Genomic DNA, 19541 nt, shown 5'->3' with positions numbered 1-19541 from the left:
GGTCAAAAAGACACGTTCCTTCCATGTCAATGTGACACAATGGGTGAGGCGTATTTATGTAATTAATTGATTTATAAAGATTCTTATAAGTGGCACAACCTCTGCAACCACTAATAAAGAACAAGTTGTTTGAATTCGTTAAGAGGTTATTTATGTTAGATAACAGAACCATTGAAATAGTTAAAAGTACCATCCCATTATTGGAAAATGCCGGGGTTGAAGTTACCGATCATTTTTATAAACGCATGTTCAGTCATAACCCTGAATTGAAAGATATTTTTAACCTTGCTAATCAGGCCACCGGAAGACAGCAATTTGCCTTGTTCAGCGCTGTAGCGATGTACGCCAAGCATATTGATGATCTGGGTGCTTTAGGTGAACTGGTCGAAAGGGTGGCCCATAAACATGTCAGTTTTGATATTCAGCCTGATCAATATCAGATTGTCGGTCATCATTTGATTGAAACACTACGTGAAATGGCACCCGAAGAATTTACCGATGATGTAGCCGACGCATGGGTTAAAGCCTATGGGCTATTAGCCAAAGTGTTAATTGGTCGTGAGCAGGATATCTATAGCGAATACCAAAACAAAAGCGGTGGCTGGACCGGTTCACGTTTATTTAAAGTTAAAGATAAAAAACCGGAATCAGAACTGGTCACCAGCTTTACCTTTGTTCCAGTCGATGGTGGTGAAATTGCCAATTACCAACCCGGTCAGTATCTGGCCGTTAGAGTAAAACCTGAGCAGGCAGAAAATATTGAAATCAGACAATATTCTATTTCTGATAAATTTAATGGGGAAAGTTACCGGATCAGTGTCAAACGTGAATCTCACCCTCGAGCTGGCCTCGTTTCCAATCATTTACACGATTCAGTACAGGTTGGTGACCATGTTGAGCTAATGCCACCCACGGGTGATTTCTATTTAGCCCATTTAGACAAACCGACAGTTCTGATATCTGCCGGTGTTGGTATTACACCAATGATGGCTATGCTGGAGACCCTGCTGGCCAGCCAGACCGAACAACACATCTGGTTTTTGCATGCCTGTCAGAATAAAAATCAGCACACCTATGCCGAGCAGCTTAAAAGTAAGGCAAATCAGCTGGAGAAGCTGCATTATTATTATTGGTATAAGCAGGATGATGCTGAAGATGATCAGGCGCTAAATGGTTTGTTAAAGATAGACCGCCTGCAATTTGAGCTGCCGCTGACGGATGGTCATTTTTATATCTGTGGACCAGTTGAATTTATGCGGTTTATCAAACAGCAGCTACTGGATTTAAACGTGGCTGCCGATCAAATTCATTACGAAGTATTTGGTCCGCATAGTGATATCTAAAAAGATGGTGGAGAGCGAAGTAGCTCTCCACTTTTCTGTTGTAACAGACAATCTTGACGCAATCTTCATCTGCATAGGCGTAAAAGCAACCTTTAATGTAAAACAGGATGCATCATGAAAAAAATAAATACCGCACTACTTATTAGCATAATGTCGCTTATTTCACTCACGACTTACGCTGCCCCACCCGTCAATACTGAAGTATGTGATGACTGGGCCAGCAAAGCTGGTTCATATATGTTATTTCGACAAATGAATACGCCGATTCACGAAGCAATGGAAAACGCCATGGGTAATGTGACCCGCGGTCTGCTGCTGAGTGCCTATCAGCAACCTGTAGCGGAAACCAATGAAGGTAAGCAGCAAGCTATAGATAATTTTAAAAATCAGACTTATGAAGACTGCATTTCACAAATGGAATAAATTTTAAAATTCATATTCAAGCAAGGCTCGCCAATTGGTATCGGCAGTTTTGGAGGATAATCCAGTAAGCACGCCTACTTCCCAATGCAGTTTTTTGCCAGGAGAAAGACGGATATCTCCCAGAAACACCGGTCCTAAAGCACGCGTATCTTCGCCGGCATAAAACTCAATGGCCGGTTCAAAATAGCGAGAAAGTCGATAACGGGTTTGTAATGATAAAGCGGTTTCAAATTCACTTTCCTGGGTTTCACCCCATTCATATTTAAGCCAGAAATTGCTGGTTGCAACCCATCTTCCCCACTCTTTCAGGGCAATTAATCCAGCCGCTACTTCCCAGTTTTCATCATCACGTTGTCGTTCGAGTTCGGTTATCAGTCCCCAATCAATACCGTATTCACCTTGTTCGGTCAGTTGCCAAAGCGCTTCAACTTCAAATGCCTGCAAGCGAAAGTCATTATTTTGATTATCTTCGCCGATCAAATAACCTTCGATAAACAAACGGTCGGAAAGACTTTTCCCCAATCCCAAGCGTTGAATCTGTCGCCCATCAGAGTCTGTCATTCGCCATTCAATTTCGCGTTCCAGTGGCTGCACATAGGGTGCATAAACTTTATCAACCGGATTACCATCGGCATGACTGACCATGGGTAAAAGACAAGATATTAATAAACCTGTGTGACGAAGATTAATCATATTTCGATTGATCCTGTAAAAAACGTGCAGAAGCTATGACCAGTATCATCAGTGCCAGACTGGTCAGATAGACCACTATCTGGCTCCATGTTGGCGTCGCTTCATACGCCATCAAGGCATACAGCAACTGACCGGGTAACGAATGTTCGCTGATAATATGAGAACTGTCCCAGACCGGTTCTGTTGAGGGCAACCAGTCCGCCTGGATGAGAAACTGAGTGGCCTGAGACATCATGCTGCCGCCAACTATCACCACCAGAACACAGATAAATTTGGTCGCGGCGGCTGGCTTTAGAGCAATCATCAAGTGGTATAAAAAAATACCGCAGCTGACCCCAATGGCTAAACCAATCAGACTGCCTGATAGCACAGACCGCATCAAAAAATGGTCGCTACGAAACCCGGAAATATATAACATGATTTCGGCACTTTCCCGGCTGATTGCCAGGATAATCGCTGCCATCATCACCGCTTTGACCAGTCGATTTGGTAAAAGGATATTGCTGGAAATAAGCCATAAAAAACCGGTTAGAAACAGATAAATACCGAGGTGAATGATGGTATTAGTGATTTCCTGGCCAATACCTTCCAGCCAATTTGAAATTTCCGGTAAAAAATACGCGTAAGTAGCCCCGGCAACCAACCCCAACAAAATCGCTTTCAGTAAAAAGTAGCGTGATTGCTGACTTACTGTAGTAAATGCCATGAACAGGCTGACCACCATTGCGGCTTCCAGTACTTCACGTAACACCAGAATAACGCTATTCAACAGCATGGTTATTTCCCACTCTCTTTGACAATAATTTTGCCTTGAGCTGTTTTAGGGAAAAATTCTCCAAAAAATGGATAAATGCCGGGCGGTAATGGCCCGACAAAAATAATTGCCTGGGTATTTCCCGGAATCACTTTTTCACGATTAAGTTCATAACTTTCAAACTCTTCGGGTGTTGCATCCTGGTTTTTGACCAATAATTTAACCTTGGTATTGGCTGGAATAACCAGTTCATCAGGATAAAACAGATGATCTTTTATCAAGATCTCAAATACTGGTGGTGCAGCATAACTATTCAATGGAATCAGCATGATAGCCATGCATATAAAAAAATATTTCATCATGTATTGAACGCCACAGGAAAATCAATCACGACCTTGAGGCCACTCCCAAAGGTAGACTGGGTGAGTTTAATATCGGCATGATGCATGTCGATAATATGTCGAACAATGGCCAGTCCCAGACCACACCCGGGTAATTGCAGATCACTGTTTTCGTTCTGGTACCGATAAAACCGGTCAAAAATACGTTCATACTGGTCCGGTGGAATTCCTGGCCCATCATCTTCAACGGTTAATCGAACACCTTTTTCAGTCTGATGGACATGAATCACGATATGCCCATTTGTTGGCGCATATTTGCTGGCATTGTTCAGCAGGTTCTGTAATAGCGTTTCCAATGCAAACATATGGCCTTGGATAATGACTGAATCACCAATCAATTCAATATGTTGCTGGCGTTTATCAAATTGCTGATAATCACGGGCAATCACATCGCTGGTCAATTTATACAGATCAATTGATTCATCTTTTGCAGCAATTTGTTCAGGTGCTGTGCGATACAGCATAAGGATTTGGTTAACCAGATGGCCCATTCTATCAACAGCTGCCTGCATGAGTTGCCAGTCTTCCGTGTTGTCGCCATAGGTTTGTCGCAGATTATGTAAATGAATCTGTAAGGCACTGATGGGCGTTCGTAATTCATGCGCCGCATCAGCAGCAAATCGTTGTTCGCGCTGAAAACTCTGATCAAGTCGCCAGAACAGCTGGTTGATGATTTTCACCAACTGACTCATTTCACTGGGCAATGGTGCCATTTCAATCGGCCTCAAATCATCAGCCTGTTTACTGGCAAGTTGTCTGGAAAGATTTTTTAACGGTTTTAACCCTGTTCCGATAAGCCACCAGATTAAAATGGCGGCGATAACGATGCCAAAAAATGCCGGAAAAATGGTTGCTAAAACAATATCTTCCGCCATAGAGCTACGAACATCACTACGTTCACCAACAACAATCCATCGTTGAAATTGGGGATCAGGATAAACATAGTTATGCCAGCGAAAGCCATTAAAATTGACATCATAAAAGCCTTTTTCAAAACGGCTCAGTGCTATATGTGGGGCTGTGTCGGATCGGGTTAGCAGTTGCCCGTTTGCATCCCATATTTGAAAAAACAGGTAATCACTGGTGGGTCTTTGAGCTGAATCAGACGTGGTTTGATCAACATGGGCTGATGCAATTAATTCAGCGGTGTTAATCAACCGTTCATCAAATAAGCCTTGTGCGGTTTCGATACTGGACTGATAGCCTTTCAGCAGGGATACAAACATCACCAATATCAACGTGGCTACCAGTATCAGCAGTAAATACAGTCGGATAGATTTCATTGATTACTGATTTGATAACCTACTCCGCGAATGGTTTTAATAAACCCTTCCGGAAGTTTTTTGCGTAAATGATGCACATGTACCTCAACAGCATTACTTGCCACTTCTTCTCCCCAACTGTAAAGCTTGGATTCAAGACTGTCTCGAGTCTGCACCCGTCCAACATTCTCCATCAGAATTTTCAGCAACATAAATTCGCGACGCGGTAATTCAACCAAGACATCATCGACTGTTAACTGCATGGTTTTGTTATCAAGACTGACGGGGCCAATCTGCAATGCAGCATGTTGCTGACTGCTCAGACGACGTTCAAAAACTCTTAACCTGGCCAGCAGTTCGTCGATATCAAATGGTTTGGCCAGATAATCATCAGCACCGGCATCCAGCCCAATGACCCGATCATTGATGCTGCCTCGAGCCGTTAATACCAATATTGGTAAGGTTGCATTCACCTTACGGATCTCTGCCAATACGGCTGTGCCATCCATGTCCGGTAAGCCCAGATCGAGGATCACGATATCCGGAGCAGTGGTTTTAATACTGTTAATTGCCTGACGTCCCAAGCTTAAATGATTGACGGTAAACCGGTCATGACGCAGCGAGCGGATAAGGCCCTGCGCCAATGACAGATCGTCTTCAATTAGCAGTATTTGCATTGGTTTGGTCATTCATATGTTTGTTCACTTCAGCCAAAGCCCTGTCGATTTCCATTAAACGGCCTTTATCTGCCAGCGGTCTATCTGCTCTGGGAGCCGCTTTTTTAGCAAATAACAGATAAGACTCAGCTTGTTTATAGTGTTTTTCATCCATTAAAAACAACGCATAAAAGTAATTACTATCAATACCTTGCGGGTTTAATCTTAATGCATTTTTCAGTAATTTTTCCGCTGTCGCCTTATCCCCGAAACCTAATGGCCAACCAGGCACTTTGTAGTACAAAGTCCCTAACGTAGTATAGGCTGAACCATTCAATGCCTGTTCATCAATTTCAATGGCTTTTTCCAAATCGGCTTTGGCTGTTTTGGCCATGGATAACGCACTCAGGCCACCTTTAATACCCGCGTAACTGGCATAGATAATCCCCCGCCAGATTAATACATCCGGTTGCTCGGAGGAGTGTTTTTTTAGTTCATCCGCTTTGGCGGTTAATAAGTCAAATGCCTCAATCTGCTGTTTGTCGCTTAATTCATAATTGGCATGTTCCCAGCCTGACTGTAACTGTAATGCTTCCGGTGATATTGCCTGGGCAGATAAACTGAAAATTCCGAATACCAAGCCAAAAAAAGTTGCATATGTTTTTTTCATTTTGTTGCTCCTGTCCAATAACGTTGAATCAAGGGGAGTTTTTTGGCGAGACCTTGATCTATCCATCGACTGTTAATTGCATTCAGCCAACCGAAAAAACGTTCCGGCCAGCCTAAAAACTGCTCACTACGGTGGTTTTTTTGAAAAAAATCGACAAACTGGCTGGCAACGCTTTCAACACTATCACTCTGATTTCCCAATGCTTTATTCATGGCTGTCACGTTGTTATCGTTCATCGTGGTGCTAATGGTGCGCGGTGCAAACAGACGAACCGTAATTGTGGTATCAGACAGTTCACGACGCATCGCTTCGGTAAATCCCCGCAGACCAAACTTGCAGGCACTGTAGACGCTGAATCCCGGAAACCCGAGCCGGCTGAATGCCGAACCGATATTGATGATCTGGGCCTTATCTGCTTTTGCCAGTATCGGCAGTAATAAACGTGTTAATTCGATGGGTACCAACAGGTTAGTTACCAGCATCTGCTGCACGGTAATTTCGTTCATCTCTTTGAGCGGCCCGAAATGATTGCTGGCTGCATTATTAATCAAAACATCAATTCCGCGGTTAAACTGCTGGCAATAGGCGAATACGGCCTGTCGTCCCGAGCTTGTAGTCAAATCACCGGCGATGCAGTGGTGTTGTCCACCCAATGCACGATTAAGCTGTTCCAGTTGAATATGATTTCGTCCACATAAAACCAATAACACTCCCTGAGCAGATAACGCTTTTGCCAGTGCCGACCCGAGACCTCCGGTTGCACCAGTTAAAACGATAGTGATGGGATGGGTGTTCAGAGACGTATTCATACCGTCAGGCTCCGGAAAATATCGCCATACAGGTGGTAAAACATTTTGCTGCTGTGAGTTATCTGTTGCTGTGCCAAAGGATCGTCTATACGGTTCATCAAAGCTTCAAAAAATTTCACATGGTCCTGATCCAGCGCACCATGTGAACGCAGATAACTAAATGCTTTGTCCGGTAAAAGCAAAGCATTCTGAATTGCTGTCGCTGCATTATCTGCGGTAGCAATACTGGTACCTTCCAGGACGTGAACCATGCCAAAAAATCCCAGCGGATTGACGCGGAAAACCGTATCGTATGCATAGGCCACCATAAGCTCGGTGGCAGAATTTGCACGACTGTTTCGCACCAATTCTTTATCATGACCACAGGCGGCTATATCATTCAGGATCCATTCCTGATGTCCCAACTCTTCCTCTATATATTCAGCAACCGCTTCACGTAACCATTCATACTGTTCTGGCAATTGCGAACCAACCGCCATCAGTAGCGGTACGGTATGTTTTACATGATGATAAGCCTGTGTCAGAAAAGCGATATACAAATCCAGCGTCACTTCCCCTCGCATCGCCTGATCGATAATGGGGGCCGATAATAAGTGTTGTCGCTCAACCTCGGTTTGCTGGCAGAGTGTGTCAAAAAATCCCATACTGTGGCTCCTGATAAATGGATTCCAATTCATGTTGAAAAAAAGTAAAAATTTGATCGCGTTTGGGTCGACCATTGGCTGTGAGTAGTCCAGCTTTTGCTGTTAACGGCTGTTCAAGTCGCTGCCATTTGCTAATTTGTGCGTAGGCTGGAAGCTTTTTATTAACCTGTAATAGCCAGTTTTCCAATGCGGCATCGTTTAAACGGGTATAAATCAATGCGGTGCAATACGGTTTAGCATCACCAAACAAAACACATTGCAGAATCCCAGGATGAGCAAGCACCTCACTTTCCACCCACTCAGGATTAATATTTCGGCCATAACTGGAAATCAGCAGCTGTTTTTTACGCCCCTTAATGACTAAAAACCCATCCGGATCCAGATAGCCCATATCGCCGGTGGAAACCGTGTTTGAGTGTGAGAAGTCCGTGCCGATATAACCCAGAAAGGCATTACCCGAGACCGTGATTTCACCCTTTTCAGTCTGGATATCGACATGAGGCAATATCTTGCCAGCTGTTCCAGGCTTATCTTGTGTTGGCGTATTGAGACTGACCACTGAACTACATTCAGACAAGCCGTATCCCTCATAAACAGGCAGGCCAAACTTACGAGCACGTTCAATCATTTCGCTGGCAACACGACTTCCTCCTACCGCAATAAATCGCAAGGATTCCGGGGGCTGCCATCCCTTTTCAGCAGCTAATAATAAAGCCGACAAGAGTTCCGGAACCAGAATCAGACTTTCTGGTTGATAATGGGAAATTGTGCTCAATAATTGATAAATATTGCCTGCCAGACTGCCGGAAAACCCGGTTTTTTCCATGCCCAGCAATATAATCTCTCCACCACTTAACAGGGGTGTGTAAAGTCCTGCAATATTTTCCAGTAACGTGCTTAATGGCAGTAATGCCAGATGCCGTACATTTTTCATCTGCAGCACGGTTAATAAACTCTGACTTACCTGATATTGATTGTCGTTACTCAGGCACACCCCTTTTGGGTCGGCTGTTGATCCGGAAGTGAAGGTAATTTTTGCTGTGCCAGGAGGTAATGCAATGACTGAGATATTTCGGCAGGCTGTGAAGGTGATCATCAGACTTTTTACAAAGTGACTTTCACCCAGAAAATCGTTATCGATCATTAACGGTCGGTCATGCATCAGCCCAATAGCTCCCGCACTCTGCAAAGCATGTTGCAGTTGAGCTGGGGTAAAAAACAAGGGCAATGGCAATAAAATGATTCCGGCCCGCTGTGCTGCCAGATCCATAATTAACCATTGCACGCTGTTATCAGCCAGTAAACCAATTACCTGGTGTTGATATTCCTTTAGTTCTTCAGCGACCGCTTCAACCTGTTGCATCACCTGTTGGCGTGTCCGTTGCTGAACGTCATCCAGCACACAAATTTTGTCTGGCTGTTCAACGGCAAGTTTTTCAAAGGATTGTAAAATTTTGCTGTTCATTGCCGAATCATCCTCGCCGTGTTTTCTACAAAATCCTTATGGGTTTCCAATAACGATTGAATCACCTGATGTTGGCGCAGATGTGCGATAGCCGTCGCCAGGTGACCGGCCAATACCATAGGTTGATGCTGGTAATAACTGCCCCACTGTTGGGTTTTATCAATCAAACGTTGGGGATCAGCATCACCTAAGGTGATGGTTGAAAGTTGTAGTCGGGAAATCAGATGCCTGACCTGACGGGTTGCCGTAAATACCACCCACTTGTAGTTGGCCTGATCTAATACCGCTGCCAGTAAAATAAATAATAACGGACTGCCGCTATTAAAACTGGCCGCCAAATTACCTATTTCGACCATGTCTGGCCGTCCGGTGTGAACACCATGTAATTTCAGGGTGCGTTCAACAGATTGAGAAAGATACTGCTCGAGAAATAACGGTTGCTGCTGAACCGGTTGAAAACCAATAGCAGAATCAATGTCACCATCCATATGACTGGCGAGAAAATAAGGCAGGAAATGCTGAATTTCAGCGCCAAAAGCATCATTAAACCGCTCGCTGATAAAATCCTGCACCACGGATTGTTCACTGGATTGGTCATCAATTAATGACAGTGATTTATGCGGAAACAACAAACGTTGTTGCCAATGTTTTACATTCTGTTGTGTCGAATTCTGTAAGGTAGTTGCTTCCATAAATCATCTCCTGATGTTTATGGTTGCCTAGGATAAAGCTGGATACTTAAGAAAAACTTAAGCTGCTTTTAATTCTAACGTTGATAAAAAAGCCTGAAACTATCTGACAGATAATTTCAGGCCTGTAATTTCAAGACTGTTATTACTGTATTAAATCGGGCATATCGTAGCGTTGTTCCCGATAGAGCCATGAAGGCAATAACACATGGGCCAGTGCCTCATGCTCATCTTCAATCGATGCAGATCCGATAATTTTCAATTGTCGGGTGCTCAGCGAATAATGCCCTTCAAGCGCCGTGTTATGTGGCCTGAGTACAGTCACATTTTCTCCCTGCATCAATGCATAATTGTCAGCGAATTGCATCAAAGCCCGCCCTATCGACTGTTGTTCGCTTTCCACCGTTAAATCTCGGCCAATCATGGGGGTTTCCGCACTTATTCCCATTAACGACAATAAAGTCGGTGCCATATCGATTTGGCTGGCAATGGTGGCTATGCTGCGTGGTTTGATATCTGCACCCAAAATTAGACCGGGTATTTGAAAACGTTCAATGGGCACCAGTGCATCGCCATAAACATTTAAATCATGATCTGCAATGACCAGAAACAGAGTGTTTTCCCAGTAATCACTTTGCATGGCCTTATCAAAAAACTGTCCCAATGCATAATCAGCATATTTCACTGCATTGGTATTACTTTGTTTGACAGGATTATCCAGCTCAATACGACCATCCGGGAATTCATAGGGTGAATGATTACTGGAGCTGAATACTAAACTGAAATAGGGTTTACCTTCCGCTTGTTTTTGCTGAAGCTGCTGATGGGCTTTATTCAATAGATCCTCATCTGAAACGCCCCAGCTTCCGGTAAAAACCGGATTTTCGTAATCATGCTGATCAATCACCGATTCAAAGCCATTGCCAATAAAAAAACTCGCCATATTGTCAAAATGGGATTCACCGCCATAGATAAATTCGGTGAAGTAACCCCGTTGTTTGAGTAAATCAGCAATGGTGAAAAAGTTTTGCTGAGATAGCGATAGCTTGACCACACTTCGAGCAGGAGTCGGCAAATAGCCACTGATTATCGCCTCGATACCTCTCACTGAACGTGTACCGGTGGCATACAGCTGTTCAAACCACCAACCCTTTTGTTTCAGGCGTTCCAGATGTGGCGTCACTGCATATTCCCCACCAAGGGATTTAACAAATGTTGCGCCGAGACTTTCTTGCAAGATAATGACCAAATTGAGGGGCTTATCACGCTTTACAGTTGCCTGATGGATATTTAATGTGGGGAATTTACGCTGAGTATCCAGACCAATCCACGGATAATTTTCATGTAATTGAGCCAGAATTGCTTCATTCGTCATTGTGCCATAGACGTCAGCAGCATTTGATTCGTGCTGCATATTATAAATCGCAAAATACACTGACCAGGCAGAGTTCAGCATAAGACTATTCACCATCGCATCTGGTGTTAGAGCAAAGCTGGACGGATTGGCAGGTCGATGACCAATAGACGATCGAATCATTAAAGCAAGTATCAACAGTAACAATGGCCAGGTAAGCCAAACTTTCCATATTGGCCAGGTTTTCTGATGAGTGTGCAGCCAGCGTTGCAATAGTTTCTCTGCCACCACTCCGGAGATAACGGTGAGAGTCAGTCCTATCAATAACGGCCAGCGAAATCCCTGCCAAAGTGTGGCAAAGACCTCTTTCGGATAACGCAGATATTCAACAAATAAGCGGTTAGGACGCAGGTCGTACTGACTAATAAAAGCGGGCGTTGAGGCTTCCATAAAACTGATAAGGACAATAACCAGCACGCCCCAAATCAGCACTAGATTTTGCCAAATCTTCCATCCAATTCGATTTGCCAGTAATGGCATGCCCAGCGCTAATGGCACAAGCAGCATTCCCATCATAATCAAATCTGCACGAATTCCTTGCCAGAAAATGGTGGGGAGTGATGTAGCAGCAATAACTCTATCCCACTGCCACACGACTAAGCCAAGACGCGATAAACTCAGAATGACCAAGCCGGTGAGAAGCAGCTTGAACAATATCAGATAAGGGCCAAAAAAAGACTGTAATTTAGTCATCATCAGCCCCGCCCTGTTAAAGGCCACAAGATTGTCAGCCAGGTGGCCAGAGCAATAATAATGGCAATAAGCACCGCCAAAGAACCGTAATCCTTCGCTCGGCCTGACAGCAGATGATGCTCGGTACTGATGCGATCAACGACACATTCGATCGCCGAATTCAGTGCTTCAACCATTACCACAAGCAATAAAACTGTGATCATGGTCAGTCGTTCAACTGGTGATACATCGAGAAAAAAACTGCTAATGCCTGCAGTTAGAAGCAGCAGAAAGGCTTGTCGAAAAGCCGTTTCATAACGCAGTGCAGCGAAAAGCCCCTGCATGGAATAACCAAAAGCATAAAGCAGCCGTTTGCATCCAGTATGTTTTTCCACAAATTTGCCCCATTACTCAAAATGAGGCTAATGCTACGACGCCAATACTTAAGTAAACCTTACGGGATTAAATTTTGTTTGATTGGTCAGTCTTTTTGTTTTGAAGCTTGTCTAGATTTAAACAGCATCAATAATAAGGAGCTTTTATGAAATCCAAATTAACTTTCTGGCACTATCTGGTGATGGGCATTATTGCCTTTGGCTTTATTGACGCGGGCGTCATGTTTTATCTTGCCACCATGCATTGATATCAGCGTCGGGTATGTGGCCGATTAAGATTTAGAATTGGCCCGGCTGGTACCACACCCGTGGGATTAATGGTTTTATGACTCCGGTAATAATGCTCTTTGATGTGCTGCATGTTTACCGTTTCTGCAACACCAGGCCACTGGTATAACTCGCGAACATATTCAGAAAGATTCGGATAATCGGCAATCCGTTTCAGGTTGCATTTGAAATGGCCGTGATACACGGCATCGAAGCGAATCAGTGTGGTAAACAAACGCCAGTCTGCTTCGGTAAGAGCATTACCGACTAAATAGCGATTTTTGCTCAGACGTTCATCTAACCTATCCAATGCGTCAAATAATGGAAAAACGGCCTCTTCATAAGCCTGTTGTGTGGTGGCAAAACCCGCTTTGTACACACCATTGTTAATGTTGTCGTAAACTTCATCATTGATGGCATCAATATCGTTTCTCAATTCAGCAGGATAGTAGTCACCCGCTTTGGCACCAATCTCATCAAACGCACTGTTAAACATACGAATGATTTCGGCCGATTCATTACTGACCATTGTGTTCTGTTGTTTGTCCCATAACACTGGAACCGTTACGCGACCGCTATATTGCGGATCAGCATGGGTATAAATCTGGTGTAAAAATTTCGCCTGATGCAGCGGATCCTGAATCACACCTTCCGCATGATCAAATGTCCAGCCATGTTCCAGCATCAATGGGTTGACTACCGACAACGAAATCATATCTTCCAGTCCTTTAAGCTTACGAAAGATTAAGGTTCTGTGCGCCCATGGACAAGCCAGAGAAACATATAAATGATAACGCCCTGCTTCCGCTTTAAAACCATCTTTCCCTGACGGGCCAGGACTACCATCAGCGGTCACCCAGTTGCGGAACTGTGATTTGCTGCGAATAAATTTTCCTTGATTGGAATCAGTGTCATACCAGCGATCGACCCACTGGCCTTCCATTAATAAACCCATAGATAACTTTCCTTAAATTATATTGACTGTTTTATTGGCGAAGCTCACAATTTGTGCACTTCATTGCGAATAAGTTCATGAAACATCCCCACGCACAGCAGTTTGACCAGCGCCCTGCCAATTTCTGGCAGCTGTGTGTATTGCTGTTGTTGCTGAATAGTCTGGCGTTTACCAGCTGGATTGATTTTCGTCAGGCAAACCTTTCAGGTGATTCGGGTTTTATTGCTGATTTTAATCAGCTTACCTTAGCCAATCATCGAGATCATTTCCGTTCACTGCTGGATCTCAAAAATCTGCCAGCACCAAACACGTTTGATGGTGACAACGAACACCATTGGTTAGTGTTTTCCAGCTTATTGTCTCTTCCTGTCGCGATACTGCTGCAGACGGATGCCTTAGGTTATCTAACATTGCTTATCCCCAGCAATGCCAAATATTATTTACCACTCAATCGCGCACCACCGAACTCCTACTAATCCCACTGCTAAACCTTTTTTGTTTAAAAACGAAGCTATCTTCGAGGATTATGTATGCGTTCCTTCTATTCAAGGGCTGTTTTATTCAGCCTGATTATCATTATGGGCCTGCTTAGTGCATTGCCTAATGTGTTGCCAACGTCGACGACACAACATTTACCTTCCTGGTTTACTGAAAATACCTTTAAATTAGGCCTTGATTTAAGCGGTGGTTCTCATTTGCTTATGCAAGTGGATACCAATGATTTACAACTTAACGATCATCAGCAGTTAGCGGAACAGATCACCGATGCATTACGAGAAAAACGGATCTTTATTCAGCCTATTTCTGTATCGAAAAACCACCTGGTCATCACCCCGAAAGATCCTGCTCGGATGGCGGATATCAAACAACTTGTCCAGACCTTTATTAAAGATCCCAAAGGTGGTTTGGCTTTGTTTTCGCTTGATGCTGAGACGAATAAACTGACTATCACTCCAACCAAGCTACATAGTGAAAAACTCACTAAAGATGCCGTTGAGCATAGTTTAAAAGTGGTTCGTCAACGTCTGAATGAAAGCGGGTTGGTCGACCCTACCATTACCAAACAAGGTAGTGATGGCATTCTGGTGCAATTACCTGGTGTGGATGATCCAAGTTATATTCGCTCTTTGTTGGGCACGACAGCGAAAATGACCTTTCACTGGGCCGCCAGTGCTGATTCCAAGGAAGTCATTCAAGCGAAAGGCATTGATTCAGATGATGTGTATGCGTTAGAGGCACGCGTCGCGCTTGAAGGGCAACATATTCAGGATGCCAATCTGGTCTTTAGTCAGGAGTCCGGTCAGCCGGTCGTCAGTTTTGTTTTGGATAAAGAAGGTGCCCGGCTGTTTACGGAAATGACCAAAAACAATATTGGCCGCTCTCTGGCAATTGTATTGGATGATGAGGTTATCACTGCGCCTGTTATCCGCAGTGTAATTGCCGGGGGACGTGGCGAGATCAGTGGCGCATTCACTGTAGCCGAAGCCAATGAACTTGCCTTGCTGCTGCGTGCTGGTGCCTTACCAGCACCACTTAATGTGATTGAAGAACGTACCGTGGGGCCTGATTTAGGCAGTGATTCGATCTCGATGGGCATTACCACTGGGATAATCGGTGCCATGCTAGTGCTGTTGTTTATGCTAGCAATCTATGGCAGCTGGGGCTTGATCGCCAGTCTAAGTCTGACACTCAATATTGGTTTGATATTTGGTGTGCTGAGCTTATTAGGTGCTACGTTGACGCTACCTGGGATTGCCGGGATTATTCTGAGTATCGGTATGGCCGTGGATGCCAATATTCTGATAAATGAACGGATCCGTGAAGAAACCCGTCGTGGAAAACGAGCGTTTATGGCACTTGATGCTGGTTTCAGACGTGCTTACAGCACGATTCTGGATTCCAATATCACCTCATTGATCGCAATCAGTTTGCTGTTTATGTTTGGCAGTGGTCCGGTTAGAGGCTTTGCGGTGGCAATGGCCATTGGTCTGATTACGTCTATGTTTACCTCCATTTCATTTACTCGTTTACTGATGGAATGGCGAGTCAGCAAAATGCCGAAACAGGCTTTATTGGAAATTTCCGGTATTAAAAGTCTGGATCGGCTCAGCAATAGCAAGATTGATTTCATGCGAGGTCGATTTATCGGCATTACCGCTTCTGCTATTTTGTCACTAGCCTCCATCGGTTTATTCTTCCAGCCCGGACTGCATTATGGCATCGACTTTAGCGGTGGTACGGTAATGGAGGTAGCGGCGCCCAATACCGACGTGGAACAGCTTCGTCAGGCTTTGCAAGAAAAGGGTTTTGCGCAAGCTGCTATTCAGGAGTTTGGTGATGATGACTATTATCTGGTGCGTTTACCAATGGAAGGTGCTGAGCAGGTCGCCAGCGGCAAAACGGTTGAAGAAATCAAATCTGCGGTGACCGAAATATCTGCTGATGCCAGTTTCCCACGAGTTGAGCTGGTGGGACAAAAGGTTAGTGGTGATTTTCGCGATGCAACCATTCTGGCGATTGTTTTTGCTGGTTTTGGCATGTTGGCCTATTTGTGGATCCGCTTTGAGTACCATTTTGCCCTGGCAGCTACATTAACGATTGGTTTGGACTTGACCAAAACCATCGGTTTTTTTGTATTAGCCGGCGTGGAGTTTAATCTCACAGCGGTCGCAGCGTTATTAGCGTTGATCGGATACTCAGTCAATGACAAAGTAGTGGTGTTTGACAGGGTCCGGGAAAATCTACGGCTGACACCTGATAAACCGATGCTGGAGTTATTGAATGAAAGTATCACGTCCACATTAACCCGTACGGTATTTACGTCAGTGACCACTTTTCTGGCATTGATCCCTATGGCTGTTGCTGGGGGAAGTGCTGTCGCCAGCTTTGCTTTGCCAATGCTATTTGGCATTGTGATTGGCACCAGCTCATCGGTGTTTATCGCGGCACCTATTGTGTTTTGGATGGGGCAGCATCGTATGCGTAAAGGTCTGTCGCAGTTGCGTCCATCTGCTGAAGAAATGCAAAAGAAACTGGATGCCATTATGTAGAAAAATCGAGAATCCGTTTGTAACTAATTAATAATTATGACTTTATGGTGAGGCAACTCACCATAAAGTATTTCAAGGAAAAAAAGATGACGTGGTTGATGTTGGGTGCAGGATTAATTCTATTAATCATGGGAGCAGAGTTACTGGTTAAAGGCGCCTCACGTTTAGCGACCAGTTTCGGGATCCCGGCTTTAGTGGTTGGTTTAACGGTGGTGGCATTTGGCACCAGTGCCCCCGAAATGGCTGTCAGTGTCAAAGCCGCTTTTTCCGGGCAGGCTGAACTGGCCATTGCTAATGTGGTGGGCAGTAATATTTTCAATATTCTGTTTATTCTCGGTCTCGCGGCTTTAATCATGCCGTTGATGGTTTCACAACAATTGATCCGTCAGGACGTACCAATAATGATTGGCATCAGTTTTGTCGCTTTGTGGATGATTCAGGATGGCATGATTGGCAAACTTGAAGCAGCTATTTTGTTAACAGGCGTCATTTTGTACACGGTGTTTCTGTTTTATCAGGGCAAAAAAACTGGAATTGATGCCACAGTTGAGATAGATAAGAATCCGGCACCGACCTGGCAAAATATCTTGCTGATCGTAATCGGCTTTGCTTTACTGGTACTGGGCGCCCGCTGGTTGGTTCAAAGTGCGGTGACGATTGCTTCTTCATTTGGTGTCAGTGAAGCAGTTATTGGCTTGACTATTATCGCTGCGGGTACATCACTACCAGAGGTCATGACTTCTGTCGTTGCCACCATCAAAGGTGAACGGGATATTGCGATTGGAAATGTGGTGGGTAGCAATATCTTCAATATTCTTGCGGTATTGGGTTTGTCGGGCTTGTTCTCCCCCACCCCTTTACTGGCCAGCGAACAGCTGATGCAGATTGACGTTCCCGTTATGTTAGCTGTAGCAATTTTATGTTTGCCCTTATTCTTTTTGGGAAGCACATTAAATCGGTTTGAAGGTTTCTTATTCCTGGTGCTATACGTCGCCTATGTCTGGTTTACCATTACAATGGCATTGTCTTTACCTTATCTGCCACAATTGCAAGCCGGACTGGTTTATGGATTGGCTCCACTGGTTGGCTTTTACGTATTACTTTGCTTAGTAAATGATTTATTACGCAGACGCTATAATTAGTATTCACAACAAACCATTATCTCTCACTTCAAATAGGTACTGTTTGGGGTGAGGGATAATTATTTTATTGAGCATTTTCTATCTCAGGCCAGCCGTTAATTTCTGGGTCAAACCCGGGTTCCAGTGCCTGAATTCGTTTTACCAACGGCGGATGTGTAGATAACATTCCGGACATTTTATTTGAAAGCTCGGCAAACAACATGTGTCTGGCTTCTTCCAGTTCATCATGCTTGGCTTTATTGGTACCTTGTTGACTTAGGGCACCTATTTTTTTTAATGCTCCTGCTAACGCGATCGGGTTTCCGGTATAGCGTGTGGCATCCGCATCAGCAAGATATTCACGTTGACGAGATATAGCTGCCTGCATAATTTTGCCCATAAATGCCCCCAGTAATCCCAGCAGAATCAGAGCAATTCCAATCAACAGTATCTGAGCACCACCTTTTCTGCTACGACCTCCAGAGTGCATCAGAATCCGCCCGACAACATAAAGTGCCATCAAGCCGTGAATCAAACCGATTACACGAAGGTTGAGCCGCATATCGAGGTTACGTATATGCGCAAACTCATGAGCGACTACCGCAGTCAGTTCATCGCGATTCAATAACGTTAATGCGCCACGAGTCACGGCAATAGCCGCATTATCAGGTGCGCTGCCCGCTGCGAAGGCGTTAATTCCGGGTTCGTTTTCAATGATGAAAATCTTTGGTGTCTGGATGCTGGCTCCCAGCGCCACTTCCTCAACGATGTTTTGATAACGGGTAACCAGGGGATCACCGGTTAGCTCGTTAATATCGGTCGCTCCCAAAGCCTGAGCAACCTTTGCACCGTCACCGCCCATGGTGACTATTTTCCAGATAGAGGTCAGAATAATCACCGTAGCAACGCCGGCAGCAACCAACCCAAATAATTGCCAGTTAACCATTATCTGTTCAGTCTGATTAATGCTGTCGCTGGTCATCCTGACAGAGGCCAGAGCGGCAATCACGGCTGCGATCAACGCCACAGAAAAAATAAACAAAGTCATCATCAGCCGGCTTTGTTTTCGGGCATTTGCACCAAGTTGATAGCTGCTCGTTGCAGCCATTTTTAAAATTCAACCTTGGGAGCTTCTTGAATCGCTTCACGGTCATCAAACTCCAGCTCTGATGCGCGAGTAAAACTGAACATGTTGCCTAGAATATTAGTCGGAAAGGTTTCCAGAACATTGTTATATTCAAGCACCGTATTATTGTAACCGCGGCGCGAGGCTGCCACTTTGTTTTCAATGCTGGTCAGCTGCTCCATAAGATCACGGAAAGCACCGTCAGCTTTCAGATCCGGATAGGCTTCTGATAACGCAAAGATACCGCCCATTGCTTTACCTAACACCCCTTCGGCCTGCCCAAGCGCCAGCATTGACTTTGCATCGCCCGAGTCAGTTTGATCACGCATTTTTTCCGCTTGATTGCGAGCTTCAATTACCCCATTAAGCGTTTCCTGTTCATGCTTGGCATAGCCTTTAACGGTGCTGACCAACTGAGGAATCATGTCATGACGCTGTTTTAGGGTAACGTCAATCTGTTTGAATGCATTCTGAAAGATATTGCGATACCGCACTAATTTATTGTATTCAATAATCACATATAAAATCAGTAAGCCGACAATCCCTAGTAATACCCATTCCATATTTGCTCTCCTAAGATTGAATTTAATGTCGTGATTGATTATGGATTAGTTACCCACAGTATTAAACAGCTTACTGTTTATGAAAGCCAAGGGCCATTAATGTTCAGCCCAATACTACTCAATATCATTGTCGAACTTGTTTTTGAATCCAGACAAGCATCATTTGCAA

Annotated in this window: 20 protein-coding genes; 5 read left to right on the top strand and 15 right to left on the bottom strand. The window is 44.4% G+C overall.

What is annotated here, in order from left to right:
- Positions 1-89 precede the first annotated feature (89 nt).
- Together hmpA and B3M51_RS09960 are read left to right on the top strand one after the other, a co-directional pair.
- Positions 90-1343, top strand: coding sequence for an NO-inducible flavohemoprotein (gene hmpA / locus B3M51_RS09965; protein WP_292758815.1), 1254 nt, complete (start codon positions 90-92; stop codon positions 1341-1343).
- Between the two features lie 114 nt (positions 1344-1457).
- Positions 1458-1766, top strand: coding sequence for a hypothetical protein (locus B3M51_RS09960; protein WP_292758812.1), 309 nt, complete (start codon positions 1458-1460; stop codon positions 1764-1766).
- A gap of 3 nt (positions 1767-1769) precedes the next feature.
- On the opposite strand, the gene B3M51_RS09955 is transcribed toward B3M51_RS09960, so the two are convergent.
- From B3M51_RS09955 to B3M51_RS09895, 13 genes are all read right to left on the bottom strand, one after another.
- Positions 1770-2459, bottom strand: a complete 690-nt coding sequence (locus B3M51_RS09955) for a hypothetical protein (RefSeq protein ID WP_292758809.1) — start codon at positions 2457-2459, stop codon at positions 1770-1772.
- Positions 2452-3234, bottom strand: coding sequence for an FTR1 family protein (locus B3M51_RS09950; protein ID WP_292758806.1), 783 nt, complete (start codon positions 3232-3234; stop codon positions 2452-2454). The genes B3M51_RS09955 and B3M51_RS09950 overlap by 8 nt, the downstream gene beginning before the upstream one ends.
- A 2-nt stretch (positions 3235-3236) precedes the next feature.
- A complete protein-coding gene (locus B3M51_RS09945; protein WP_292758803.1) occupies positions 3237-3575 on the bottom strand; it encodes a cupredoxin domain-containing protein in 339 nt (112 codons plus the stop codon).
- Complete coding sequence (locus tag B3M51_RS09940) at positions 3572-4897, bottom strand: ATP-binding protein (RefSeq protein WP_292758800.1); 1326 nt, start codon at positions 4895-4897, stop codon at positions 3572-3574. The genes B3M51_RS09945 and B3M51_RS09940 overlap by 4 nt, the downstream gene beginning before the upstream one ends.
- Entirely contained in the window at positions 4894-5553 is a 660-nt protein-coding gene (locus B3M51_RS09935; RefSeq protein WP_292758797.1) for a response regulator, read from the bottom strand. The genes B3M51_RS09940 and B3M51_RS09935 overlap by 4 nt, the downstream gene beginning before the upstream one ends.
- Positions 5534-6202, bottom strand: a complete 669-nt coding sequence (locus B3M51_RS09930) for a tetratricopeptide repeat protein (RefSeq protein ID WP_292758794.1) — start codon at positions 6200-6202, stop codon at positions 5534-5536. The genes B3M51_RS09935 and B3M51_RS09930 overlap by 20 nt, the downstream gene beginning before the upstream one ends.
- On the bottom strand, positions 6199-7011 hold the full coding sequence (locus tag B3M51_RS09925) for an SDR family oxidoreductase (protein WP_292758791.1): 813 nt from the start codon (positions 7009-7011) through the stop codon (positions 6199-6201). Before B3M51_RS09925 ends, B3M51_RS09930 begins: the two co-directional genes overlap by 4 nt.
- On the bottom strand, positions 7008-7655 hold the full coding sequence (locus B3M51_RS09920; RefSeq protein WP_292758788.1) for a TenA family transcriptional regulator: 648 nt from the start codon (positions 7653-7655) through the stop codon (positions 7008-7010). The genes B3M51_RS09925 and B3M51_RS09920 overlap by 4 nt, the downstream gene beginning before the upstream one ends.
- The gene (locus B3M51_RS09915) at positions 7642-9120 is read right to left on the bottom strand and encodes an AMP-binding protein (RefSeq protein WP_292758784.1); all 1479 of its coding nucleotides are present in this window, start codon (positions 9118-9120) and stop codon (positions 7642-7644) included. The genes B3M51_RS09920 and B3M51_RS09915 overlap by 14 nt, the downstream gene beginning before the upstream one ends.
- Entirely contained in the window at positions 9117-9812 is a 696-nt protein-coding gene (locus tag B3M51_RS09910) for a thermostable hemolysin (RefSeq protein ID WP_292481882.1), read from the bottom strand. The genes B3M51_RS09915 and B3M51_RS09910 overlap by 4 nt, the downstream gene beginning before the upstream one ends.
- Positions 9813-9954: 142 nt before the next feature.
- Entirely contained in the window at positions 9955-11919 is a 1965-nt protein-coding gene (locus tag B3M51_RS09905; RefSeq protein ID WP_292758780.1) for an LTA synthase family protein, read from the bottom strand.
- Positions 11919-12290, bottom strand: coding sequence for a diacylglycerol kinase (locus B3M51_RS09900; protein WP_292758777.1), 372 nt, complete (start codon positions 12288-12290; stop codon positions 11919-11921). The genes B3M51_RS09905 and B3M51_RS09900 overlap by 1 nt, the downstream gene beginning before the upstream one ends.
- A 250-nt stretch (positions 12291-12540) precedes the next feature.
- Positions 12541-13512: a glutathione S-transferase family protein gene (locus tag B3M51_RS09895; protein ID WP_292758774.1), complete on the bottom strand. Its 972-nt coding sequence runs from the start codon at positions 13510-13512 to the stop codon at positions 12541-12543.
- Positions 13513-13589: 77 nt separating this feature from the next.
- On the opposite strand from B3M51_RS09895, the gene B3M51_RS09890 reads away from it, so the two are divergent.
- From B3M51_RS09890 to B3M51_RS09880, 3 genes are all read left to right on the top strand, one after another.
- On the top strand, positions 13590-13988 hold the full coding sequence (locus B3M51_RS09890) for a hypothetical protein (protein ID WP_292758771.1): 399 nt from the start codon (positions 13590-13592) through the stop codon (positions 13986-13988).
- Positions 13989-14042: 54 nt separating this feature from the next.
- Positions 14043-16562, top strand: coding sequence for a protein translocase subunit SecD (secD, locus tag B3M51_RS09885; protein WP_292758768.1), 2520 nt, complete (start codon positions 14043-14045; stop codon positions 16560-16562).
- 86 nt (positions 16563-16648) lie between these two features.
- Entirely contained in the window at positions 16649-17704 is a 1056-nt protein-coding gene (locus tag B3M51_RS09880) for a calcium/sodium antiporter (RefSeq protein ID WP_292758765.1), read from the top strand.
- Positions 17705-17768: 64 nt separating this feature from the next.
- Here the strand turns inward: B3M51_RS09880 and B3M51_RS09875 are convergent, their stop codons facing one another.
- Complete coding sequence (locus tag B3M51_RS09875; RefSeq protein WP_292481896.1) at positions 17769-18791, bottom strand: M48 family metalloprotease; 1023 nt, start codon at positions 18789-18791, stop codon at positions 17769-17771.
- A 2-nt stretch (positions 18792-18793) separates the two neighbouring features.
- Complete coding sequence (locus tag B3M51_RS09870) at positions 18794-19372, bottom strand: LemA family protein (RefSeq protein WP_292758763.1); 579 nt, start codon at positions 19370-19372, stop codon at positions 18794-18796.
- Positions 19373-19541: the final 169 nt, after the last annotated feature.

The organism is Methylophaga sp. UBA2689 (assembly GCA_002354555.1).
In the GTDB taxonomy this organism is placed as follows: Bacteria; Pseudomonadota; Gammaproteobacteria; order Nitrosococcales; family Methylophagaceae; genus Methylophaga.
This window is presented reverse-complemented; position numbering and strand designations above follow the sequence as displayed.